Below are 22,007 nucleotides of genomic sequence, written 5' to 3' on the forward strand. Positions count from 1 at the left end.
CCCGGGGCGGAGTCCCCAGAAGCGCCGTCCAGACCGAGCGTCAGCGGGACCGCTTCGCCAGCCGCTCGACGTCGAGCAGGATCACGGCCCGTGCCTCCAGGCGGAGCCACCCGCGCTGTGCGAAGTCGGCCAGCGCCTTGTTGACCGTCTCGCGCGAGGCGCCGACCAGCTGGGCCAGCTCCTCCTGCGTCAGGTCGTGGACGACGTGGATGCCCTCCTCGGACTGCACGCCGAAGCGGCGCGAGAGGTCCAGCAGGGCGCGGGCGACACGGCCGGGAACATCGGAGAAGACCAGGTCGGACATGGCGTCGTTGGTCTTGCGCAGCCGGCGGGCGACGGCGCGCAGCAGGGCGCCGGCCACCTCGGGGCGGGCGCTCAGCCAGGGCTGCAGATCGCCGTGGCCGAGGCCGAGGAGCTTGACCTCGGTCAGGGCGGTGGCCGTGGCGGTGCGCGGGCCCGGGTCGAAGAGCGAGAGCTCGCCGATCAGCTCGCTGGGGCCGACGACGGCGAGCATGTTCTCGCGGCCGTCGGGGGAGGTGCGGTGGAGCTTCACCTTGCCCTCGGTGACCACGTAGAGCCGGTCACCGGGGTCGCCCTCGTGGAAGAGCGAGTCACCGCGCGCGAGGGTGACCTCACTCATGGAGGCGCGGAGCTCCGCGGCCTGCTCGTCGTCGAGCGCCGCGAAGAGCGGGTTCCGCCGCAGAACGTCGTCCACGAGTTCTCTCCTTGTCGACCTGCTCAGGGGATCTTGCTCCCCCTTGGTACCAGGGGACCGTGTTCCCCATTTTGCCGGACGGTCCAAACAGTGTGATCTGTCACAAGGATGCCGCACACCTGTCCCGAGGTAAGCGGCAGGGGTCCAATTGGGGGCCGATCTTCCGGGGCCGGGGCGGATGTCAGTGCCGGGCTTTAGGCTGGCCGGGTGTCCAAATCGCCGGTGAGAGCACAGGCCAAGGGGGCTGGGCGGGTGGTTGTACGTCGTGATTCCGCTGTGGGCGAACAGAACTCCGGTGGCGGAAAGAAACCGGCAAAGGTGACGAAAAGCGCTCCGGTGAAGAAGGCCGCCACGAAGAAGGCCGTTGCCAAGAAAGCGGCCGTGAAAAAGGCCGCGGCCGTCAAGAAAGCTGCCGTCGCGCCCAAGAAGGCGTCCGCCGCGGTCGAGGGCGCCCCTCCCGCGAAGGCGGCCGCCCGGCCGCCGAAGAACGAGTCGCGCACCGCCCTCGTCCGCCGTGCCCGCCGTATCGACCGCGAACTCGCCGAGGTGTATCCGTACGCCCACCCCGAGCTGGACTTCGAGAACCCCTTCCAGCTCCTGGTCGCCACGGTCCTGTCCGCCCAGACCACCGACCTCCGGGTCAACCAGACGACGCCCGGGCTGTTCGCCAAGTACCCGACGCCGGAGGACCTGGCCGTCGCGAACCCCGAGGAGGTCGAGGAGATCCTCCGCCCGACCGGTTTCTTCCGGGCCAAGACCAAGTCGGTCATGGGGCTGTCGAAGGCGCTGGTGGAGCAGTTCGGCGGGGAGGTCCCCGGCCGTCTGGAAGACCTGGTCAAGCTGCCCGGGGTCGGCCGCAAGACCGCCTTCGTCGTGCTCGGGAACGCCTTCGGGCGGCCCGGCATCACCGTGGACACGCACTTCCAGCGGCTGGTGCGGCGCTGGCAGTGGACGGAGGAGACCGACCCGGACAAGATCGAGGCCGCCGTCGGCGGGCTCTTCCCCAAGAGCGACTGGACGATGCTCTCGCACCATGTGATCTTCCACGGCCGGCGCATCTGCCACGCCCGCAAGCCCGCCTGCGGCGCCTGCCCCATCGCTCCGCTCTGCCCGGCGTACGGCGAGGGCGAGACGGACCCGGAGAAGGCGAAGAAACTGCTCAAGTACGAGAAGGGCGGCTTCCCCGGCCAGCGCCTCAAGCCCCCGCAGTCCTACCTGGACGCGGGCGGCAAGCCGGCGCCGCCGCTGGGGGCCGGATGACGGGCGGCACGGCACAGGCCCGGGACCGGCGGTGCGGGGTCAGGAACGATCTCGGGCCTTCGGGGCGTTGGACTCGGCAGGACGGGGGTGGCGATGACGCGCACGAGTAAGGCGAGCAATACGCAGGGTGGGCCGGTGGTCCTCAGCAAGGAGGGGCTGCCCGAGTGGCTGGACCCGGTGGTGCGGGCCGTGGAGACGGTGCAGCCGCTGCAGCTGAGCCGCTTCCTGCCGCCGGAGAACGGGGCGGGGCGGCAGTCCGCCGTACTGATCCTGTTCGGCGAGGGGGAGCGCGGCCCCGAGCTGCTGCTGATGGAGCGGGCGAGTTCGCTCCGGTCGCACGCCGGGCAGCCGTCCTTCCCCGGCGGTGCCCTCGACCCCGAGGACGGCGACCCGAAGGCCGACGGGCCGCTGCGGGCCGCTCTCCGCGAGGCCGAGGAGGAGACCGGGCTCGACCCCTCCGGTGTACAGCTCTTCGGGGTGCTGCCCCGGCTGTACATCCCGGTCAGCGGCTTCGTGGTGACCCCCGTGCTGGGCTGGTGGCGCGAGCCGAGCCCGGTCGGGGTCGTCGATCCGAACGAGACGGCCCGGGTGTTCACCGTCCCCGTGGCGGATCTCACGGACCCGGCCAACCGGGCCACCACCGTCCACCCCAGCGGCCACCGAGGTCCGGCATTTCTGGTCGAATCGGCCCTGGTCTGGGGCTTCACGGCGGGAATCATCGACCGTCTGTTCCACTATGCGGGCTGGGAGCGGCCCTGGGACCGGGACAAGCAGGTCCCGCTCGACTGGCGGTCATGACAGGGTGTCTGCCGTGCTGTGTCTTCCCGGGGGACACTGTGATCGGTCGCCGCTGCGCGGCGGGCCGGCCCCCGGCCGACCTGAGGTGACCGAAAAGTGATGAGGCGAGGCTCGAACCGGTGAACGTGCTGGACATCCTGTTGCTGGTCGCCGCCGTGTGGTTCGCGATCGTGGGTTACCGCCAGGGGTTCGTCGTCGGCATCCTGTCGGTGATCGGCTTCCTGGGCGGCGGTCTCGTCGCCGTCTACGTCCTGCCCGTCATCTGGGACGCACTGACCGACAACGCCGAGGTGAGCACGACGGCCGCCGTCGTCGCGGTCGTCGTCGTCATCGTCTGCGCCTCCGTCGGCCAGGCCCTGACCACCCATCTCGGCAACAAGCTGCGCCGCCACATCACCTGGTCCCCGGCCCGCGCCCTGGACGCGACGGGCGGCGCCCTGGTCAACGTCGTGGCGATGCTCCTGGTGGCCTGGCTGATCGGCTCGGCCCTGGCCGGTACGACGCTGCCGACCCTCGGCAAGGAGGTCCGCGGCTCCAAGGTGCTCCTCGGTGTCGCGCGAGCCCTGCCCGACCAGGCCGACACCTGGTTCGCGGACTTCTCCTCGGTCCTCGCGCAGAACGGCTTCCCGCAGGTCTTCAGCCCGTTCTCGAACGAGCCGATCAACGACGTCCGGCCCCCCGACCCCGCCCTCGCGAACAGCCCCGTCGTCCAGCGCGCGAAGCGCTCCATCGTCAAGGTCATGGGCACCGCGCAGAGCTGCGGCAAGGTCCTGGAGGGCAGCGGCTTCGTCTTCGGCGACCGCCGCGTCATGACCAACGCGCATGTGGTCGGAGGCGTCGACGAGCCCACCGTCCAGATAGGCGGCGAGGGCAGGAAGTACGACGCGACGGTCGTCCTCTACGACTGGCACCGCGACATCGCCGTACTCGACGTGCCCGATCTCAAGGCGCCCGCCCTGAAGTTCACCACCACGGACGCCCGCAGCGGCGACGACGCGATCATCGCGGGCTTCCCGGAGAACGGGTCGTACGACGTCCGGGCCGCACGCGTGCGTGGCCGCCTGCCGGCCAACGGCCCGGACATCTACCACCGTGGCACCGTCCGCCGGGACGTCTACTCGCTGTACACCACCGTCCGCCAGGGCAACTCCGGCGGTCCGCTGCTCACACCCAAGGGCCATGTCTACGGCGTGGTGTTCGCGAAGTCCCTCGACGACGCCAAGACGGGGTACGCCCTCACCGCGGACGAGATCCAGGAGGACATCGTCAAGGGGCGTACCGCGAACCAGCAGGTGGACAGCGACAGCTGCGCGCTGTGAGCCGCCGTTGTGTGGAGCGGGGCGGGTCAGCCCCGAGGATGGCGCAGGCGTACCGAGACCCAGCGGGCCCGGCGGCGCAGAATGCGCGGAATGCCCACCCTGAGGTCCGTGCCCGCCATCTGCGGTGCACCGCCTCGCTGGTGGGAGCTCAGGCCACTGGCCGAGCGGCGATTGCGTGCTGCGTCACTGTAGTCGTGCGTCCAGCCCATACCCCGACGTCTGCCCCCACCCCAAGGTCGATAACCGCCCCCTGAGCCCCCAATTGGCCTATGCGCCGGGCAATTGGCTGTTCGTAGGACACATGTTCAGGTCCGGATACCGGGCGCATCGGCTCGGTCACGGACCGGGCTCGGGGTCTTTCGGTCAATTGACCGGTTCTGCATGGAAAACCACCCGAACCTCACCCGTCACCGGTCCGGTTCGGGGTCCTTGAGCCAGTTGACCAACTCGGTGGAGAAGGCGGCCGGGTCCTCCTCGTGCGGGCTGTGCTTTCCCGGGGGGCGACCCCCGGCAGGGCTCGGCGTGGCCGCGGTTCACCGGTCCGGTTCGGGGTCCTTGAGCCAGTTGACCAACTCGGTGGAGAAGGCGGCCGGGTCCTCCTCGTGCGGGAAGTGTCCAAGACCGTCGAACAGCCGCCAGCGGTAGGGTGCTTCGACGTACTCGCCGGATCCGGCCGCGCTGCGGGTGCGCATCACGGGGTCGAGTGAGCCGTGCAGATGGAGGGTCGGCACCCGCAGGGGGCGCTTCATCCGGCGGTTGAACTGGATGCCGTCCGGGCGGGCCATGGAGCGGACCATCCAGCGGTACGGCTCGACCGAGCAGTGTGCCGTCGACGGGATGCACATCGCGAGGCGATACGTCTGAACCGCCTCCTCGTCCGGCAGGTTCGGCCCGGACCACTCCCGGATCAGCTCGGCGACGAGCGCCCCGTCGTCCGCGGTGAGCTGCCGCTCGGGGATCCAGGGGCGCTGGAACCCCCAGATGTAGGAGCCCGCGCGGGTCTGCTTGACGTCCGAGAGCATCGCGGAGCGCCAGCGCCGGGGATGCGGCATCGAGGCGACCGCGAGCCGCCGGACCAGCTTCGGGCGCATCACGGCCGCCGTCCACGCCAGATATCCGCCCAGGTCGTGGCCGACCAGCGCGGCGTCCGGCTCGCCCAGGGAGCGGATCACGCCGGTGATGTCGAGGGCGAGGTTCGCGGGGTCGTAGCCGCGCGGGGTGCGGTCGCTGCCGCCGACACCGCGCAGATCCATGGCGACGGCCCGGAAGCCCGCGTCGGCCAGCGCGGTCAGCTGGTGCCGCCAGGTCCACCAGAACTGCGGGAAGCCGTGCAGCAGCAGCACCAGCGGCCCGTCGCCGACCTCGGCGATGTGGAAACGGGCGCCGTTGGCGGCCACGTCCCGATGGGTCACCTTTGTCCCGTCGGGCAGGGCGTCCGGCCGTACGACCGAGGTGGGTTGCGCCGAAGGTGATTGCCCCGCGGAGGGGGAGGAACCCGTCATGAGGACGAGCGTGCCACAGCCTCGATGGCCGCGGGGGCCCGGTCCTCGAGCGCCGGGGTCTCGGGCAGCTCCGGCCGCGGGTGCGGCTTGGCCTTCTGCAGGACCCCCGCCGTCTCCTTCATCGACGCCGCGACCTTCTGCGGGCCCTTGCTCTTCTTCGCCTTCTTCGCGAAGACCACGCCGATCAGCGCGAGGAAGACGGCGACCAGTACGTTCGCCGCGAACGACAGCAGGAAGCAGACGGCGAGGTTCCAGCCGCTCCAGGTCCGGATGCCGTACGCCAGCGCGAAGTTGAGCATCGGCAGGGAGAACACGAGCACCAGGGCGGCCACGGTGAACGCGCCGCCGCTCGTCGCGCCGCGCTTGACGTCCTGCTTGAGCTGCGCCTTGGCCAGCGCGATCTCGTCATGCACCAGCGCCGACATCTCGGTCGTCGCGGAGGCGAACAGCTGGCCGATGCTGCGTTCGGCGCCGACCGGGCTGCCGTCGGGTGCGCTCATCGCGGTCTCCCTCACTCTCTTTTTGTACCGTCCCGTCAGATCATGCCGGACGGTCGTCATCGTCGCCTGCCCTGCCCGGCACTTCGGCAACCGCGCGTCGTTCGGCGGCCTTGCGTTCGGCGGTGCGGCGGTGCTCGGCGGCCTTGTTCTCGTAGATCGCGGCCATCCGCAGGTGGTACGCCGGGTCGTCCTCCTCGTAGATGTCCGGGATGCCGTCGAGGTCCTCGTCGCGCTCCTCGGCCTCGCACAGCTTGCGGTACTTGGCGTTCCGTATCTTCAGCAGCACCGTCGCCAGTCCTGCCGCGATGAGCGAGCCCGTCAGTACGGCGGCCTTGACCTCGTCCGTCAGTACGGCGTCCCCGTCGAAGGCGAGTTCACCGATCAGCAGCGACACGGTGAAGCCGATCCCGGCCAGCGTCGCCACCGCGAACACGTCGGCCCAGGCGAGGTCCTCGCTGAGCGAGGCCCGGGTGAAACGGGCCGTCAGCCAGGTACCGCCGAAGACCCCGAGCGCCTTGCCGACGACGAGCCCGAGGACCACGCCCAGCGTCTCCGGCCTGGTGAACACATTGCCGAGCGCGCCGCCCGAGAGGGCGACACCAGCGCTGAACAGGGCGAAGAGGGGGACCGCGAGGCCCGCCGACAGGGGGCGTACGAGATGCTCGATGTGCTCGCCCGGCGAGTGCGCCTCGCCCTCGTGGCGGTGGCAGCGCAGCATCAGGCCCATCGCCACGCCCGCGATCGTCGCGTGGACGCCGCTGTTGTACATCAGCGCCCAGATGACGAGCGCGAGCGGGACGTACACGTACCACCCGCGCACGCCCTTCCTCAGCAGCAGCCAGAAGACGGCGAGACCCACGACCGCGCCGCCCAGCGCGGCGAGATCGATGGTGCTCGTGAAGAAGACCGCGATGATCAGGATCGCGAAGAGGTCGTCCACGACCGCGAGGGTGAGCAGGAAGGCGCGCAGGGCGCTCGGCAGCGAGGTACCGATGACGGCGAGCACCGCCAGTGCGAACGCGATGTCGGTGGCGGTGGGCACCGCCCAGCCCTGGAGCGAGCCGCCGCTGCTCAGGCTGGTGAGGGTGTAGACGAGCGCCGGTACGGCCATCCCGCACAGGGCCGCGACGACCGGCAGCGCGGCCGCCTTGGGGTCGCGGAGATCACCGGCGACCAGCTCACGCTTGAGCTCGATGCCGGCGACGAAGAAGAACACCGCGAGGAGCCCGTCGGCGGCCCAGTGCGCGACCGACAGATGCAGGCCGAGGGCGCCGGGGCCGAGGTGGAAGTGGCTGACGCTCTCGTAGCTGTGGTGCAGCGCGGGTATGTTCGCCCAGATCAGAGCCGTGATCGCGGCCATGAGCAGCAGCACACCGCCGACGGTCTCGGTGCGCAGCGCGTCCGCGACGAAGGTCCGCTCGGGCAGGGACAGACGTCCGAGGACCTTGCGGGGGGCGGTGGTGCGGGGCGCGGTCACGGGGAGAGACCTCCGGTCGGTGGGCAGGGGAGTGCTGCTTGCCGACCAGACTTCCCGGCACACCTTGAGGGTCACGCAGTTTTGCTTAGTTTACCTAAAAGGGGCGCCCGGCGCGTTCTCGCGCCGGGCGCCCCTGGGAGCCGGTGAAACGTCAGTCCTCGCTGGGCGCCGCCGGGAGCTTCGCCTGGATGAGGTCCATGACCGTCGAGTCCGTCAGCGTCGTCACATCGCCGAGCTGGCGGTTCTCCGCGACGTCCCGCAGCAGTCGCCGCATGATCTTGCCGGAGCGGGTCTTCGGGAGCTCCGCCACCGGCAGGATCCGCTTCGGCTTGGCGATCGGGCCGAGGGTGGCGCCGACGTGGTTGCGCAGCTCGGCGACGAGGTTCTCGTCCTCGGCGTTCGCCGTGCCGCGCAGGATCACGAAGGCGACGATCGCCTGGCCCGTCGTCTCGTCCGCCGCGCCGACGACGGCCGCCTCGGCCACCGACGGGTGCGAGACGAGCGCCGACTCGACCTCGGTCGTCGAGATGTTGTGCCCGGAGACGAGCATGACGTCGTCCACGCGGCCCAGCAGCCAGATGTCGCCGTCGTCGTCCTTCTTCGCCCCGTCACCGGCGAAGTACTTGCCCTCGAAGCGGGACCAGTAGGTGTCGAGGAAGCGCTGGTCGTCGCCCCAGATGGTGCGCAGCATGGACGGCCACGGCTCGGTCAGCACGAGGTAACCGCCGCCGCCGTTGGGGACCTCGTTCGCCTCGTCGTCCACGACGGTCGCGGAGATACCGGGCAGCGGTGTCTGTGCGGAGCCCGGCTTGGTCGCCGTGACACCCGGCAGCGGCGAGATCATCATCGCGCCGGTCTCGGTCTGCCACCAGGTGTCCACGATCGGCGTCCGGTCGGCGCCGATGTTCTTCCGGTACCAGATCCAGGCCTCGGGGTTGATCGGCTCACCCACGGACCCGAGCACCCGCAGGCTGGACAGGTCGAACTTCGCGGGGATGTCGTCGCCCCACTTCATGAACGTACGGATCGCCGTCGGCGCTGTGTACAGGATCGTCACCCCGTACTTCTGGACGATCTCCCAGAAGCGGCCCTGGTGCGGGGTGTCCGGCGTGCCCTCGTACATGACCTGCGTCGCGCCGTTCGCGAGCGGACCGTAGACGATGTACGAGTGCCCAGTCACCCAGCCGACGTCGGCCGTGCACCAGTAGACGTCGGTCTCCGGCTTGAGGTCGAAGACGGCGTGGTGGGTGTACGCGGTCTGGGTGAGGTAGCCGCCGGAGGTGTGCAGGATGCCCTTCGGCTTACCCGTCGTACCGGACGTGTACAGGATGAACAGCGGATGCTCGGCGCCGAACGCCTCCGGCGTGTGCTCGGCCGACTGCCGCTCGACGATCTCGTGCCACCACACGTCGCGGCCCTCGGTCCAGGCGACCTCCTGGCCGGTACGGCGGACCACCAGCACGTGGCCGACGTTGTCCACCTTGCCGATCGCCTCGTCGACGGCCGGCTTGAGCGCGGACGGCTTGCCGCGCCGGTAGCCGCCGTCGGAGGTGATGACGACCTTGGCGTCGGCGTCCTGGATGCGGGTGGCGAGCGCGTCGGCCGAGAAACCGCCGAAGACGACGGAGTGCGCGGCACCGATCCGCGCGCAGGCCAGCATCGCGATCGCCGTCTCGGGGATCATCGGCATGTAGACGGCGACCCGGTCGCCCGCCTGAACGCCCAGCTCCAGCAGCGCGTTCGCGGCCTTGCTCACCTCGTCCTTGAGCTCGGCGTAGGTGATCGCACGGCTGTCGCCGGGCTCGCCCTCGAAGTGGATGGCGACGCGGTCGCCGTTGCCCGCCTCGACATGCCGGTCCACGCAGTTGTACGCGACGTTGAGCTCGCCGTCCTTGAACCACTTGGCGAACGGCGGGTTCGACCAGTCCAGCGTCTCGGTCGGTTCCTTGGCCCAGGTCAGCCGCCGGGCCTGCTCGGCCCAGAAGCCGAGCCTGTCAGCCTTGGCCTGTTCGTACGCCTCCGCCGTGACGTTGGCGCCAGCGGCCAGGTCAGCCGGCGGCGCGAAGCGTCGCTCCTCCTTCAAGAGGTTGGCCAGGCTCTCGTTGCTCACGACATCTCCCTTTCCCAGGGTGTCCGTTGTGTCCCAGGCCACAGCTCATCAGACCCGGGGTGCCGATGACAAGGGCCGACATGGAATTGGTTTAGACCTGTGGGTGGGTCTACTGGGGCGCCCGCAGTCATCGGTACTCACGGATGCCGACAGGGGGGAGTTCAGCACGTGTCACGCCTCTCACGTCCCGGTGCACCGCGCCGCACGGAGACGGCCACGTCTTCCTGGCCCGGGCGTGTCGGGACGGCCCGGCACACGCCACGGTGCGCGACCCGCACCGAGCGGAGCCGCACACCCGTGGCGGACCGGCGCCGGTCAGGCGGACCGGTCTGCCGCCTCCACATGATCGAACACCTTGCCCCCGTCGGCCTCGGTGAGCAGATACGCCTGCGCGTCGCCCACGTGGAAGTACATCCCGTGCAGCTCCAACGCGCCGTCCCGCAGGGCCCGGGACACCGACTCGTGGGCGCGCAGGTGCTCCAACTGCTGGACCACATTGGTGAGACAGAGCTGCTCGACCGCGTCGGCCGGTGTCCGGCCCGCGAGCCGAGCCAACGGCCGGCTCGTGTCGGCCATGCGCTCAAGGCTCGGCAGCCCGTGCCGCAGCCACCGCTTCAGCGGTGTCCGGGCGCCGCCGGGCTCGGCGTCGAGCAGCGCCTGCATGGCCCCGCACCCGGAGTGCCCGCACACCGTGATGGACCGCACCTGCAGCACGTCCACCGCGTACTCGATCGCGGCCGCCACCGAGTCGTCACCGCTCTCCTCACCGGGGAGGGGAACGAGGTTGCCCACGTTGCGCACCACGAACAGATCACCCGGACCGCTGGAGGTGATCATCGATGTGACGAGTCGTGAGTCGGCGCAGGTGAGGAAGAGCTGGGACGGCTGCTGCCCCTCCCGGGCAAGCCGGGCCAGCTCACCGCGCACGAGCGGCGCGGTGTTGCGCTGGAACGCGCTGATGCCACGCGCCAGTTGGTGCCCGCTGCGGCCGCCGGGACCGTGGGGCCCGCCCGGTCCGGTCGGCCCGCCGGGCGCACCGGGGTGATCGGCGTCCGGCTCGGGCTGGGGGCGCTCGCACTGGTGGTTGCGCCACGGTGTCCAGGGACGGCAACGGCAGCCGACGGAGGACTCGCCGTGCTGCTCGTGGAGCGGGGCGGGGTCGGTGAGGGTTCGGGTTCCGGTCCGGCGGCCGGTCACCTCGGCGGAGCCGCCCTGTGCGGTGTGGGTGTTCTGCCAGTCCTGCAGCGACTCGTACGCCGCGTGGTCCATGAACGACCCGTCCAACTCCACCACGGCGTGCGCGCCCTGGGGTACGAGGTGCAGGGCCCGGCTGAGCCGTGGTACCGCGAGGAACGTCAACTGGCCCCGTACATGGACGTGATGGACTCCCTCCTGTTCGTCGTGCTCGTATGTGATGCGGGTGCGGGCGAGGCGCTGCATGGCGACGGCGACGGCCACGGCGATCCCGAGCAGCACGCCCGCCAGGACGCCGAGGAACACCACGCCGAGTGTGGTGACGGCGTACACCAGCACTTCTCGGTGGCGGGTCACCGTGCGGATGTGGTGCAGGGACACCATCTGGATGCCGACGGCCATCACCAGGGCGGCGAGCGAGGCGAGCGGGATGAGCTCCAGGAGCGGGACCATCAGCAGCGCGGCGATCACTACGAGAACGCCGTGCAGCATCGTGGAGTTCCGGCTCACCGCGCCCGCGTTCACATTCGCCGAACTTCGCACGGCGACACCGGCGACCGGCAGCCCGCCGAGTGTGCCGGAGACGATGTTGGCGGCGCCCTGCCCGAGCAGTTCACGGTCCAGGTCGGCCCGTTTGACGCGGGCGGTCAGGCCGGGTCTCGCGGCCACCAGCTTGTCCACCGCGACCGCGCCGAGCAGGGACTGCACGCTGCACACCAGCGTGGTGGTCAGCACGGCCGCGGTCAGGCCGAGCGCAGGACCCTCGGGCAGACCGGCCAGGGCGTGGCTGCTCCAGGACGGCAGGTCGACCTTGGGCACGCCGATCCCCGAGAGCGAGGCGGCCGCGGTGGCGCCGGCCACGGCGACGAGCGCCGCCGGGATCCGGCGCAGCAGGCGTCCCGCCCGGCCGGGGATCCGCGGCCAGAGCAGCAGCAGGGTCAGGGTCAGCACGCTGACGGTCACGGAGGCCGGGTGGAGGTTCGCCAACTGGGCGGGCAGCGCCCGGAGGTTGGCGAGCACGGAGCTCTGCGGGGTGCCGCCGAGGACGATGTGCAGCTGGGCGACGGCGATGGTGACGCCGATTCCGGCGAGCATGCCGTGCACGATGGCGGGGCTGACGGCGAGCGCGGTGCGGGCCACGCGCAGGCAGCCGAGGCCCAGTTGGGCGAGGCCGGCGAGGACCGTGACGGCGCAGGTGGTACGCCAGCCGTAGCGGTGGATGAGGTCGGCGGTGACCACCGTGAGTCCCGCGGCGGGGCCACTGACCTGCAACGGACAGCCGCCGATGCGGCCGGCGACGAGCCCGCCGACCCCGGCGGCCACCAGGCCGGCCTGGAGCGGGGCGCCGGTGGCGAGGGCGATGCCCAGCGACAGCGGGAGGGCGATCAGGAAGACCGCGATTGCGGCCGACACGTCGGCGCCCGCGATGCGGAAGCGGCGGCGTGGGCCCGGCGGCGGGCTGTGGGCTTGGTGGTCGGACTGGGGCCCACTCGGGTCGGTGGCGCGGATGGGGGCGCAGGCTGACATGTTTCCCGTCTCCTCTGGGCGGCGCGGTCGCGGAACAGGTCGTCCCCGCCGATGGGCGGGGTCGGGACGCGGCCGTGGATCACGGCGTGCAGCGGCGGGATGAATCAACGCTCGGTAAATGGATCGTAATTCAGAGTAAAGGCCAGGCATAGACTTTCCTGGCAAATGGGGTAACCGATCACTCTAATGAGTGAAGCGGTCATTTCATCGGCTTGTCGTACTAATTCCTTCTCGGCCTCGTGCGACCTTGGCGGCGCTGTCGGGTCGCCCCGGCAGACCACCAGAAAACGCCCTCGTCGGCGTCGGCCTGAGAGAAGGAAGAAGGTGAGCGGAACATGACCGCCACCCAGAGGATCGCCGTGGGCGTCGTGATCACCGCGTCCTGTGCCGCGTGGGTCGCCGGCTGTGCGATCGGTTCCAACGGCTCCAGGACAGGTGCTCTCGGTCCGCAGAAGGTCCGTCCGGTCCATGTGCACGGGAGTGCGGTCCGCCTGATCGGCGACGGCTCCACCGCGTACACCGGGGCCCAGCCGCATCTGCCCAGGCCCGAGCGGCTGCGGCCCGGCCAGAAGCCCCCGCAGTTCGTCGTCTTCTCCTGGGACGGCGCCGGCGAGGACAGCCAGAAGCTGTTCTCCCACTTCCGCAAGCTCTCCAAGGCCAACCACGCGACCATGACGTACTTCCTCAGCGGCGTGTACATGCTGCCGGAGGACAAACGCGACCTCTACAAGCCCCCGGAGCATTCGGTGGGCAGCTCGGACATCGGCTTCAACGACGAGCAGGGCATCGCCGACACCGTGAAGCAGCTGCGTCTGGCGTGGCTGGAGGGCAACGAGATCGGCACCCACTTCAACGGCCACTTCTGCGGGAAGAACGGCGGGGTCGGCGAGTGGTCGGTCGCGCAGTGGATGAGCGAGATCGCACAGGCCAAGAAGTTCGTGAAGACCTGGAAGACCAACTCCGGCATGGAGAAGGCGGCCCCACTGCCCTTCGACTACGACAAGGAGCTCATCGGCGCGCGCACGCCCTGTCTGGAGGGCCAGAAGAACTTCATCAAGGCCGCGAGCAAGCTGGGCTTCCGCTACGACACCAGCGGGGTCAACGAGCAGGTCTGGCCGAAGAAGAGGGAAGGGCTGTGGGACCTGTCGATGCAGCTCGTGCCCTTCCCGGGGCACTCCTACGAGCAGCTCACCATGGACTACAACTTCATGGTCAACCAGTCCGGCACGCAGACCCAGGGCGACCCCGACATGTTCGACCACTGGGGCGACCAGATGCGCGACGGCCTGCTCAGGGGCTTCCGCCGCGCCTACGAGGGCAACCGCGCGCCCCTGGTCATCGGCAACCACTTCGAGTCCTGGAACGGCGGCACCTACATGCGGGCCGTCGACGAGGTCGTCGAGACGGTCTGCAACAAGCCCGACGTGCGCTGTGTGTCCTTCCACCAGCTGGCCGACTGGCTGGACGCCCAGGACCCGCGGACCCTGGCGAAACTGCGCACCCTCAAGGTCGGCCAGGCGCCCAAGCAGGGCTGGGCGGCCTTCCTGTCGGGCCACCCCGCCCCGGCCCCGAAGGGCGTACCCGGCGCACCGGCCGCGAGGCAGTAGCCGTCAGGCGGGGGCGGCGACGCCCTCACCGAGCACGAACCCGGGGTCGATCTGTGCGGCCAGGTCGGCCCCGGTGCGCGCATCGCCCCACGAGGCCGCGTTCTTCAGGTGGAAGTGCACCATCTGCCGCGTGTAGCGCTCCCAGTCGCGCAGCTCGTACGTCGCGTCCGTGGCGACCTGGAGGGCGCGCAGGGCACGCCGGTTGGCGTCCTCCAGGAACTCGAACCGGAGCGGCCGGCCCTTCTCCATGGCGCGCACCCAGTCCGAGTGCCCGACCGTCATCAGCAGGTCGTCCCCGACCTCGGTGCGGAGGAAGTCGAGGTCGTCCGGCCCCTGCACCTTGTTGCCGACGACCTTCAGGACGACCCCGTAGTCACGGGCGTACTCCTTGTACTGGCGATAGACGGAGACCCCCTTCCGGGTCGGCTCGGCGACGAGGAACGTGATGTCGAAGCGGGTGAACATGCCGGAGGCGAAGGAGTCCGAGCCCGCCGTCATGTCCACCACGACGTACTCGCCCGGCCCGTCCACCAGGTGGTTCAGACACAGCTCCACCGCTCCCGTCTTGGAGTGGTAGCAGGCGACCCCCAGGTCGGCGTCGGTGAAGGGGCCGGTGACCATCAAACGGACGGCGCCGCCGTCGAGTTCCACCTGCCGGGCGCAGGCCTCGTAGACCGGGTTGTCCTCGCACACCCGCAGCAGCCGCGAACCCTCGCCGGGCGGGGTGGTCTTGATCATCGTCTCCACGGAGGTGATACGGGGGTTGCTGCCGCGCAGATGGTCCTTGATCAGCGGCAGCCGCTCACCCATCGCCGGCAGCGCGGCGGCCTCCGCCTCGTCGAGGCCCAGTGCGGCGCCCAGATGCTGGTTGATGTCCGCGTCCACGGCGAGGACGGGCGCCCCGGTGGCCGCGAGATGACGGATGAACAGGGAGGACAGGGTCGTCTTGCCGCTGCCGCCCTTCCCGACGAAAGCAATTTTCATGTTCACGAAGGGTAGTAGGGCGATAGCTGTATGTGGCAGACGGGCGTGAGGAAGACCACTCAATCGTGGGGCGCGCCCCGGGGGTGGCTAGTGTCGTACTCATGAGTACGACAGGCGCGAACGCCGATCCGCTCGCGGCCCTGGGCTCGCTGCCCGGGGTGGCCGAGTCCGTGGAATCCGTGCGCAAGGCCGTGGACCGGGTCTACGGGCACCGGGTCATGCGGCGCCGCAGCAACGAGATCACCTCCGAGGCGGCACTGCGCGGCGCCCGCGGCTCCGCCGCTCTGTCCGGCGCCGACTGGGCCCTGGAGGAGGTGCGCCGGCGCACCGACTTCAGCGGTGACGACGACGCGCGCGTGATGGGCGCGGCCCTGAGGCTGACGGCGGAGGCGGGCGGCCTGCTCTCCGTGTGGCGGCAGTCGCCCCTGAGGGTGCTCGCCCGGCTGCATCTGGTGGCCGCCGCCACCAACGGGGACGAGGTCGGACGGCCGCGGCTGGCGGCCGAGCCGGTCGACGAGCCGCTGGTCGAGCTGCCGCTGCCGGGCGCCGACGAGGTGCACGGCCGGCTGGAGGGCCTCGCGGAGCTGATCATCACCGGCAGCTCCGCGCCCGCCCTGGTGACGGCCGCCGTCGTGCACGGCGAACTCCTGGCGCTGCGCCCCTTCGCGTCCCACAACGGCCTGGTCGCGCGTACCGCCGAGCGCATCGTCCTGGTGGGCAGCGGCCTCGACCCGAAGTCCGTCTGCCCGGCCGAGGTCGGGCACGCCGAACTGGGGCGCGCCGCCTATCTGGCGGCACTCGAGGGATACGTCTCCGGTACCCCGGACGGCATGGCCGCCTGGATCGCCCACTGCGGCAGGGCGGTCGAGCTGGGGGCGCGCGAGTCGACGGCCGTGTGCGAGGCGCTGCAGCGCGGGGCGGCGTAGGAAGCTCGGCAGGGTCCGGAAAAGGGTTGCGGCGGTACGAGGATTCGTACCGCCGCTGGCATGCCCACCGAGTTACCAAGCGTCCTCGATATGTTGCCCATCAGGCCGGGAACTTTGCCCGTCACCTGGTGTGGCTGGCCCGTAATCGACGGGTCGACGTCGCGTGGGTGCCCGGTGTTCATGCTTCGGTCCGTGGGGCCAAATGCGTTATTAAGGTGATCCTTTCGGATGTCCTTGGTCTCGCGGGCCGTTAACCCCTTTGTACTCCAGGTCCGAAGCAAGCGGAACCCCCGGCTGTACTTCTTTACTTTTGGTCTCAAATAGGGTGTAAACGGGCGCCGGAATGTCGAACGGGGCCTTGCTGCCGGTGAACCGGCAGGTCAGACGATCGCCGCCCGTCGCCGGCTGGCGTACCAGACAAGACCCGCGGTGGCCGCCGCGGCGCCTATTGCCGCGGCCGCGACGAGGGCCGGACGGGGCGGTACGGAGAATGCGGGGATCCGCTGCTTGAGCCGGACCGGCCGGTGGAAATCGAGAATCGGCCACCCGCGCGCGAGTGCCTCGCGGCGCAGTGCGCGATCCGGGTTCACGGCATGCGGAAGGCCGACCTCCTGCAGCATCGGCAGGTCGGTCGCCGAGTCGCTGTAGGCGTAGCAGCGGTCGAGGTCGTACCCCTCGGACCGGGCCAGTTCCTTGATCGCCTCGGCCTTGGTCGGGCCGTACGCGTAGTACTCCACCTCGCCGGTGTAGCAGCCGTCCTCGCCCACGACCATGCGCGTCGCCACCACGCGGTCCGCACCGAGCAGCTCGCCGATCGGCTCCACCACCTCCGCGCCCGAGGTCGACACGATGACGACGTCGCGGCCGGCGGTGTGGTGCTCCTCGATGAGGGAGGCGGCCTCGTCGTAGATGATCGGGTCGATCAGGTCGTGCAGGGTCTCGGCGACGATCTCCTTGACCTGCTGGACGTTCCAGCCGCGGACGAGCGAGGACAGGTACGCGCGCGTCCGCTCCATCTGGTCGTGGTCCATGCCGCCGAGGAGGAAGACGAACTGGGCATATGCGGTACGCAAGGCGGCCCTGCGGTTGATCAGCCCGCCTTGGTAGAAGGACTTGCCGAACGTGAGCGTGCTCGACTTCGCAATGACCGTCTTGTCCAGGTCAAAGAAGGCCGCTGTGCGGGGCAACGAGTGGTTTTCCACGCCCCGAGCATAGGCGCAGCCCATTCGGCGTAAGGTGGGGCGCGTGGGTTTGCCTGAGAAGGGTCTCGGGTACACCATGGAAGTCACGGATCGTTCGCGACCGTGCTAACCCGGTCCGGCTCCTCCCCCCCCGAGTCGGCCGTGGAGACGACCCCCACTCTCCCCCCCGGTGGGGGTCGTCGCATGTCCGGGCGGGTTTCTCCGCCCTCTGTCATCTCCTGGCGCGGCCGTACGGCCGTCATGACGCGGCCGCGGCCGCCTCGTCCGCATGCCCATGATCCGTCACCGTGCGTAGCCGTCAGGCTGCGCTGCGGAAGTCGCGCAGGCGTGGGCACAGGGGTCACCGGTATGGGTGACGGCGCTATTCACAACCACCGAGTTGTCCACAGTTTTCGACCATGATCCGCAGGATTTCCGGGATCGCTGCACCGTGATTCAAACGCGTCCGGCTCGAGCCGAGTTCAAGACCGGTTCCGGTTTGTCGGGCGAGTTCGGCCGGTTCGTATCGGCCGCTCATATGGAGACCGGTTGCCGGTTCTTCACACGTTTGGGAATCGCGGGGCCGCAGGGGCTGCGCGAGAGATGCAGCGAAGGGGGACTCGTGGCCGGAGCCGTCACACATGAACCGCCGCCCGCCGCCTCGGGGCGGCAGGCCGGACCACTGATCGTCACGGAGGACGTGGAACTCCTCGACGACCTGCTGCGCCTGTGCGCCGCGGCAGGAGCGACACCCGAGGTCCATCACTCGGTGCCGGAGCGAGCGGGCGGCTGGGAGGCCGCACCGCTCGTCCTGGTCGGCGACGACGCCGCGCGGCGGGTGCGCGGGGCCGCCCGCAGACGGGGAGTGGTGCTGGTCGGCCGCGACCAGGACGACTCCGGGGTCTGGCGCCGGGCCGTCGAGATCGGTGCCGACCACGTGCTGGTGCTGCCGGACGGCGAACAGTGGCTGGTCGACCGCATCGCAGATGTGGCCGAGGGCGTGGGCCGGCCCGCCCTCACCGTCGGCGTCATCGGGGGCCGCGGCGGGGCCGGGGCGTCCACGCTCGCGTGCGCCCTCGCCGTCACCTCCGCACGCGAGGGACTGCGCACCCTGCTCGTGGACGCCGATCCGCTGGGCGGCGGACTCGACGTACTGCTCGGCGGCGAGAGCGCCGAGGGACTGCGCTGGCCCGCCTTCGCCGCCTCCCGCGGCCGGGTCGGCGGCGGTGCCCTGGAGGAGTCGCTGCCGCAGCTCCACTCGCTGCGGGTGCTCAGCTGGGACCGCGGCGACCGCATCGCCGTCCCGGCCCAGGCCGTACGGGCGGTGCTGGCCGCGGCCAGGCGGCGGGGCGGCACCGTCGTCGTCGACCTGCCGCGCCGCATCGACGACGGGGTCGCCGAGGCTCTCGCCCAGCTCGATCTCGGCCTCCTGGTCGCCCCCGGCGAACTGCGCGCCGTCGCTGCGGCCGGACGGGTGGCGTCCGCCGTCGGCATGGTCCTGCGCGATCTGCGGGTCGCGGTACGAGGGCCGTACGCGCCCGGACTGGACGACCGCGAGGTGGCCCGGCTGCTCGGACTGCCCCTGGCCGGCGAACTGCCCGTCGAATCGGGGCTGCTGCGCCCCGGGGAGGGCAGGACACCGCCCGCCGCGGACGGCCGCGGACCCCTGGCGCGCTTCTGCAAGGAGTTCTGGGAGCGGGCACTGACGGAGGCGGGGAGCGCATGAGCACCTACGCGGGAAGCGAAAGGACGGACGGCTCGGCGACTGCTCCGCCGAGGGGAGCATCCAGAGCGGTGTGGCAGCCGGGCGACAGGCCGCGGATGCCGTCGTGGGCCGGGGCGCGGGTGTCGCCGGGGGCGGCTGGGCGGCTGGGTGATGTGCCGGGTGCCGGTTCGGCGGGGCAGCGGCGGCCGGGTGACAGGCCGCGGGTGCCGTCGTGGGCCGGGTCGCGGGTGTCGCCGGAGACGGGTGGACGGCCGGGTGATGTGCCGCGCACCGGATCGGTGGGGCAATGGCGGCCGGGCGGTGATTCGGGGTCCGCGGCCGTGGCTCCGGTGATGCCCTCCGGTCTCCTGGACGGCGTGCGGCAGTGGCTGGTCGAGAGCGGGGCCGAGCCGACACCCGCGCACGTGGCGCAGGCCCTGCGGGAGCAGGGGCGGGTCCTGGGGGACGCCGAAGTTCTGGGCGCGGCCGAGCAGTTGCGGTCCGAACTCGTCGGCAGCGGGCCACTCGAACCGCTGCTCGCCGATCCGTCGGTCACCGACGTGCTGGTGTCCGCCCCGGACCGGGTCTGGGTCGACCGGGGCGGCGGACTGGAGCTGACCTCGGTCTCCTTCCCGGACGCGGCCGCCGTACGACGTCTCGCGCAGCGCCTGGCCGCGGTGGCCGGGCGGCGGCTCGACGACGCACGGCCATGGGCCGATGCCCGGCTGCCCGACGGGACGCGGCTGCATGCGGTGCTGCCACCGGTGGCCGTCGGCTGCACCTGTCTGTCGCTGCGCGTCGTACGGCCCCGGGCGTTCAGGCTCGACGAGCTGGTCGCGGCGGGCACCGTACCGCCGGGCGGTGACCGCGTGCTGCGGGCACTGCTCGAGGCACGGCTGTCCTTCCTCGTCAGCGGCGGGACGGGCAGCGGCAAGACGACTCTGCTGAGCGCCCTGCTGGGACTGGTCGGACGCGGCGAGCGGATCGTGCTCGCCGAGGACTCCGCGGAGCTGCGGCCGGACCATCCGCACGTCGTACGGCTGGAGACCAGACCCGCCAACCAGGAGGGCGCGGGCCTCGTCACGCTCCAGGACCTGGTGCGGCAGGCGCTGCGGATGCGGCCCGACCGGCTGGTGGTGGGCGAGGTGCGCGGGCCCGAAGTGGTGCATCTGCTGGCCGCGTTGAACACCGGCCACGAGGGCGGCTGCGGCACCGTCCACGCGAATGCGGCCTCCGGCGTACCGGCCCGGCTGGAGGCACTCGGTACGGCGGCCGGGCTCGACCGGGCCGCGCTGCACAGCCAGTTGGCGGCGGCGCTGTCGGTGGTCCTGCATCTGGCGCGGGACCGGACCGGACGGCGGCGGATCGCCGAGGTGCACGTCTTGGAGCGGGATCCCTCGGGGCTGGTGCGGACGGTGCCGGCGCTGCGGTGGGGCGAGAAGGCGTTCGTGCAGGAGCGGGGCTGGGAGCGGCTGCGGGAGCTGCTCGACAGCGAGTCCGGAGAGTTCGACAGTTCCGGCGAGTCCGGCGAGTCCTTGGAAGGGGGACGTCATGGGTGAGACGGCGATGGGAGCGGCCGTGCTGTGCGTCGGCGCGGCGGCCCTGCTGACGGGCGGGTGGCACTCCGGGGCGCGGCGGGCGCAGCTCTTGCTCGCGGGCGGCGGGGTGGTGAGCACCGGGCCGCCGGCCTGGCGTGAGGTCATCGGAGGGCTGCGGCGGATCCGCGGGCGGCTGCGGCCCGAGTGGTGGGCGCCTGCCCTCGGGGTGGTGCTGGCGGTGCTGGGGGCGTCGGTGATCCCGGTCGTCGCGGGGGCGGCCGGGGTGCCGTTGCTGCGGCGCATGCGGCTGGCCGCGGAGGCCCGGCGGGCCCGGGAGCGCCGCGGGGACGCGGTGATCGCGCTGTGCGGGGCGCTCGCCGGGGAGGTGCGGGCCGGGCGGCAGCCGGGGGATGGGCTGCCGCATGCCGCGCGGGACTCCGGCGGGCTCGGCAGCGCGCAGGCGGCGGTGCTGGCGGCGGCACGGTTCGGCGGCGATGTGCCGGACGCGCTCGCGGCGGCGGCCCGGCAACCGGGCGCCGAGGGACTGCTGGGCCTCGCCGCGTGCTGGCGGGTGGCCGTGGACCAGGGCGCGGGCCTCGCCGCCGGGCTCGACCGGCTCGAAGGGGCGCTGCGCGCCGAGCGGGACCAACGCGCGGATCTGCTCGCCCAGTTGGCGGGGGCGAAGTCCACGGCGGTGATGCTCGCGGGGCTGCCGGCTCTGGGCCTCGCCCTGGGGACCGCCCTCGGGGCCGACCCCCTGCATGTGCTGCTGCACACCGGGGCCGGGCTGGGCTGCCTGCTGGTCGGAGGTCTGCTGGAGGGCCTCGGGATGTGGTGGGCGATGCGGATCGTGCGAGGGGCGGAGGCGGCGTGAGTACGGAAGTTGTCCACAGGCTGGGGGCGGCCGTGGGGATGTTGCTCGCCCTCGGGTGGCTGCTGCGCCGGCTGGAGACCGTACGGCGTGAGCGGAGAGTGCGCAGACGGCTGGCCGGTTTGGTGGCCGACGCCGAGGCGGTGCGGAGCCGGCCGCGCTTCGAGGCACGGGACGTGGCGCGGCGGTGGCTGCCCGCGGTGGGCGTGGTGTGCGCCGGACCGGTGCTGGTCGGCGGCCTCACCGGAGTCGTGGTGGGGCTGGCCGTCGCGGGCGGGCTGTGGTGGTGGCGTGGCCGGCAGGCGTCCGGGAGCGACCCGGAGGCGTACGACCCCGCGGAGGCGGCCCGTCAACTCCCGCTCTCGGCCGATCTGGTGGCCGCCTGCATCGCCGCCGGTGCCGGGCCCGTGGTCGCGGCGCAGGCCGTGGGCGAGGCCCTGGGCGGCCCCGTCGGGGATGCGTTGGCGCGCGGTGCGGCCGAGGTGCGGCTCGGCGGGGAACCGGCCGAGGCCTGGCGGCGGCTGGCCGCGCTGCCGGGCGCCGGAGCCCTCGCCCGGCTGCTGGAACGGGCCGACGTGTCCGGAATCCCCGCCGCCGCACCGGTCGCACGGCTCGCGGCGGACGTCCGCGCCGACCGGTCCCGCACCGCGGCGGCCCGCGCCCGGCGGGCGGCCGTCATGGTCACCGCACCCGTGGGCCTGTGCTTCCTGCCCGCCTTCATCACGGTCGGCGTACTGCCCGTGGTGATCGGGCTCGCGGGTGGCGCGCTGGGAGGAGGTGGCGGATGAGGGAA

At 71.5% G+C, this 22,007-nt stretch carries 19 protein-coding genes; 9 read left to right on the plus strand and 10 right to left on the minus strand.

Features of this window, described 5'->3' with window-relative positions; all coding sequences use genetic code 11:
- Nucleotides 1-40: 40 nt before the first annotated feature.
- The gene (locus ACIBW9_RS15180; RefSeq protein ID WP_115906767.1) at nt 41-715 is read right to left on the minus strand and encodes a Crp/Fnr family transcriptional regulator; all 675 of its coding nucleotides are present in this window, start codon (nt 713-715) and stop codon (nt 41-43) included.
- Nucleotides 716-1,033: 318 nt separating this feature from the next.
- Here ACIBW9_RS15180 and nth point away from each other — a divergent pair, with 318 nt between their 5' ends.
- The 3 genes from nth to ACIBW9_RS15195 all read left to right on the plus strand — a co-directional run bounded on the left by nth (nt 1,034) and on the right by ACIBW9_RS15195 (nt 4,092).
- Entirely contained in the window at nt 1,034-1,975 is a 942-nt protein-coding gene (gene nth, locus ACIBW9_RS15185) for an endonuclease III (protein WP_398954977.1), read from the plus strand.
- Between the two features lie 93 nt (nt 1,976-2,068).
- Nucleotides 2,069-2,773 (plus strand): NUDIX hydrolase, encoded by a 705-nt coding sequence (locus ACIBW9_RS15190; RefSeq protein ID WP_398954980.1) that lies wholly within the window; start codon nt 2,069-2,071, stop codon nt 2,771-2,773.
- A gap of 119 nt (nt 2,774-2,892) precedes the next feature.
- Nucleotides 2,893-4,092: a MarP family serine protease gene (locus ACIBW9_RS15195; protein WP_398954982.1), complete on the plus strand. Its 1,200-nt coding sequence runs from the start codon at nt 2,893-2,895 to the stop codon at nt 4,090-4,092.
- 26 nt (nt 4,093-4,118) lie between these two features.
- On the opposite strand, the gene ACIBW9_RS15200 is transcribed toward ACIBW9_RS15195, so the two are convergent.
- The 6 genes from ACIBW9_RS15200 to ACIBW9_RS15225 all read right to left on the minus strand — a co-directional run bounded on the left by ACIBW9_RS15200 (nt 4,119) and on the right by ACIBW9_RS15225 (nt 12,402).
- Complete coding sequence (locus ACIBW9_RS15200; RefSeq protein WP_078912721.1) at nt 4,119-4,301, minus strand: hypothetical protein; 183 nt, start codon at nt 4,299-4,301, stop codon at nt 4,119-4,121.
- A gap of 324 nt (nt 4,302-4,625) precedes the next feature.
- Nucleotides 4,626-5,594: an alpha/beta fold hydrolase gene (locus ACIBW9_RS15205; RefSeq protein ID WP_398954984.1), complete on the minus strand. Its 969-nt coding sequence runs from the start codon at nt 5,592-5,594 to the stop codon at nt 4,626-4,628.
- The gene (locus ACIBW9_RS15210) at nt 5,591-6,094 is read right to left on the minus strand and encodes a phage holin family protein (protein WP_398954986.1); all 504 of its coding nucleotides are present in this window, start codon (nt 6,092-6,094) and stop codon (nt 5,591-5,593) included. Before ACIBW9_RS15210 ends, ACIBW9_RS15205 begins: the two co-directional genes overlap by 4 nt.
- Before the next feature lie 40 nt (nt 6,095-6,134).
- On the minus strand, nt 6,135-7,571 hold the full coding sequence (gene nhaA / locus ACIBW9_RS15215; protein WP_398954988.1) for a Na+/H+ antiporter NhaA: 1,437 nt from the start codon (nt 7,569-7,571) through the stop codon (nt 6,135-6,137).
- Between the two features lie 151 nt (nt 7,572-7,722).
- Nucleotides 7,723-9,681: an acetate--CoA ligase gene (acs, locus tag ACIBW9_RS15220; RefSeq protein ID WP_398954990.1), complete on the minus strand. Its 1,959-nt coding sequence runs from the start codon at nt 9,679-9,681 to the stop codon at nt 7,723-7,725.
- Between the two features lie 315 nt (nt 9,682-9,996).
- The gene (locus ACIBW9_RS15225) at nt 9,997-12,402 is read right to left on the minus strand and encodes a SulP family inorganic anion transporter (protein ID WP_398954992.1); all 2,406 of its coding nucleotides are present in this window, start codon (nt 12,400-12,402) and stop codon (nt 9,997-9,999) included.
- A 335-nt stretch (nt 12,403-12,737) separates the two neighbouring features.
- On the opposite strand from ACIBW9_RS15225, the gene ACIBW9_RS15230 reads away from it, so the two are divergent.
- Nucleotides 12,738-14,009, plus strand: coding sequence for a hypothetical protein (locus ACIBW9_RS15230; RefSeq protein ID WP_398954994.1), 1,272 nt, complete (start codon nt 12,738-12,740; stop codon nt 14,007-14,009).
- 3 nt (nt 14,010-14,012) lie between these two features.
- On the opposite strand, the gene ACIBW9_RS15235 is transcribed toward ACIBW9_RS15230, so the two are convergent.
- A complete protein-coding gene (locus ACIBW9_RS15235) occupies nt 14,013-14,993 on the minus strand; it encodes an ATP-binding protein (RefSeq protein WP_398954997.1) in 981 nt (326 codons plus the stop codon).
- Nucleotides 14,994-15,094: 101 nt separating this feature from the next.
- On the opposite strand from ACIBW9_RS15235, the gene ACIBW9_RS15240 reads away from it, so the two are divergent.
- A complete protein-coding gene (locus ACIBW9_RS15240) occupies nt 15,095-15,919 on the plus strand; it encodes an oxidoreductase (RefSeq protein WP_398954999.1) in 825 nt (274 codons plus the stop codon).
- Nucleotides 15,920-16,299: 380 nt separating this feature from the next.
- On the opposite strand, the gene ACIBW9_RS15245 is transcribed toward ACIBW9_RS15240, so the two are convergent.
- Complete coding sequence (locus ACIBW9_RS15245) at nt 16,300-17,145, minus strand: HAD family hydrolase (protein WP_398955001.1); 846 nt, start codon at nt 17,143-17,145, stop codon at nt 16,300-16,302.
- A 577-nt stretch (nt 17,146-17,722) separates the two neighbouring features.
- Between ACIBW9_RS15245 and ssd the strand changes: the two genes are divergently transcribed.
- Nucleotides 17,723-18,826 (plus strand): septum site-determining protein Ssd, encoded by a 1,104-nt coding sequence (gene ssd, locus ACIBW9_RS15250; RefSeq protein ID WP_365831812.1) that lies wholly within the window; start codon nt 17,723-17,725, stop codon nt 18,824-18,826.
- A gap of 4 nt (nt 18,827-18,830) precedes the next feature.
- Here ssd and ACIBW9_RS15255 read toward each other — a convergent pair whose 3' ends face one another.
- Nucleotides 18,831-19,097, minus strand: coding sequence for a hypothetical protein (locus tag ACIBW9_RS15255; RefSeq protein WP_398955003.1), 267 nt, complete (start codon nt 19,095-19,097; stop codon nt 18,831-18,833).
- A 61-nt stretch (nt 19,098-19,158) separates the two neighbouring features.
- Between ACIBW9_RS15255 and ACIBW9_RS15260 the strand changes: the two genes are divergently transcribed.
- From ACIBW9_RS15260 to ACIBW9_RS15270, 3 genes are read left to right on the plus strand one after another with little or no spacing between them, the layout of a single operon-like run.
- Nucleotides 19,159-20,364, plus strand: a complete 1,206-nt coding sequence (locus ACIBW9_RS15260; RefSeq protein ID WP_398955237.1) for a TadA family conjugal transfer-associated ATPase — start codon at nt 19,159-19,161, stop codon at nt 20,362-20,364.
- Complete coding sequence (locus tag ACIBW9_RS15265) at nt 20,357-21,217, plus strand: type II secretion system F family protein (protein ID WP_398955005.1); 861 nt, start codon at nt 20,357-20,359, stop codon at nt 21,215-21,217. The genes ACIBW9_RS15260 and ACIBW9_RS15265 overlap by 8 nt, the downstream gene beginning before the upstream one ends.
- On the plus strand, nt 21,214-22,002 hold the full coding sequence (locus tag ACIBW9_RS15270; RefSeq protein ID WP_398955007.1) for a type II secretion system F family protein: 789 nt from the start codon (nt 21,214-21,216) through the stop codon (nt 22,000-22,002). Before ACIBW9_RS15265 ends, ACIBW9_RS15270 begins: the two co-directional genes overlap by 4 nt.
- The last annotated feature ends 5 nt before the right edge of the window (nt 22,003-22,007 follow it).

It is taken from the genome of Streptomyces sp. NPDC049541 (assembly GCF_044465725.1).
GTDB lineage: Bacteria > Actinomycetota > Actinomycetes > Streptomycetales > Streptomycetaceae > Streptomyces.

Excerpts from the sequence above, each read along its gene's own strand:
- ACIBW9_RS15190 (WP_398954980.1), top strand. The coding sequence starts at position 2,069 with ATGACGCGCACGAGTAAGGCGAGCAATACGCAGGGTGGGCCGGTGGTC.
- ACIBW9_RS15200 (WP_078912721.1), bottom strand. The coding sequence starts at position 4,301 with ATGGGCTGGACGCACGACTACAGTGACGCAGCACGCAATCGCCGCTCG.
- ACIBW9_RS15205 (WP_398954984.1), bottom strand. The coding sequence starts at position 5,594 with ATGACGGGTTCCTCCCCCTCCGCGGGGCAATCACCTTCGGCGCAACCC.
- ACIBW9_RS15210 (WP_398954986.1), bottom strand. The coding sequence starts at position 6,094 with ATGAGCGCACCCGACGGCAGCCCGGTCGGCGCCGAACGCAGCATCGGC.
- ACIBW9_RS15225 (WP_398954992.1), bottom strand. The coding sequence starts at position 12,402 with ATGTCAGCCTGCGCCCCCATCCGCGCCACCGACCCGAGTGGGCCCCAG.
- ACIBW9_RS15230 (WP_398954994.1), top strand. The coding sequence starts at position 12,738 with ATGACCGCCACCCAGAGGATCGCCGTGGGCGTCGTGATCACCGCGTCC.
- ACIBW9_RS15235 (WP_398954997.1), bottom strand. The coding sequence starts at position 14,993 with ATGAAAATTGCTTTCGTCGGGAAGGGCGGCAGCGGCAAGACGACCCTG.
- ACIBW9_RS15240 (WP_398954999.1), top strand. The coding sequence starts at position 15,095 with ATGAGTACGACAGGCGCGAACGCCGATCCGCTCGCGGCCCTGGGCTCG.
- ACIBW9_RS15245 (WP_398955001.1), bottom strand. The coding sequence starts at position 17,145 with ATGGGCTGCGCCTATGCTCGGGGCGTGGAAAACCACTCGTTGCCCCGC.
- ACIBW9_RS15260 (WP_398955237.1), top strand. The coding sequence starts at position 19,159 with ATGCCCTCCGGTCTCCTGGACGGCGTGCGGCAGTGGCTGGTCGAGAGC.
- ACIBW9_RS15265 (WP_398955005.1), top strand. The coding sequence starts at position 20,357 with ATGGGTGAGACGGCGATGGGAGCGGCCGTGCTGTGCGTCGGCGCGGCG.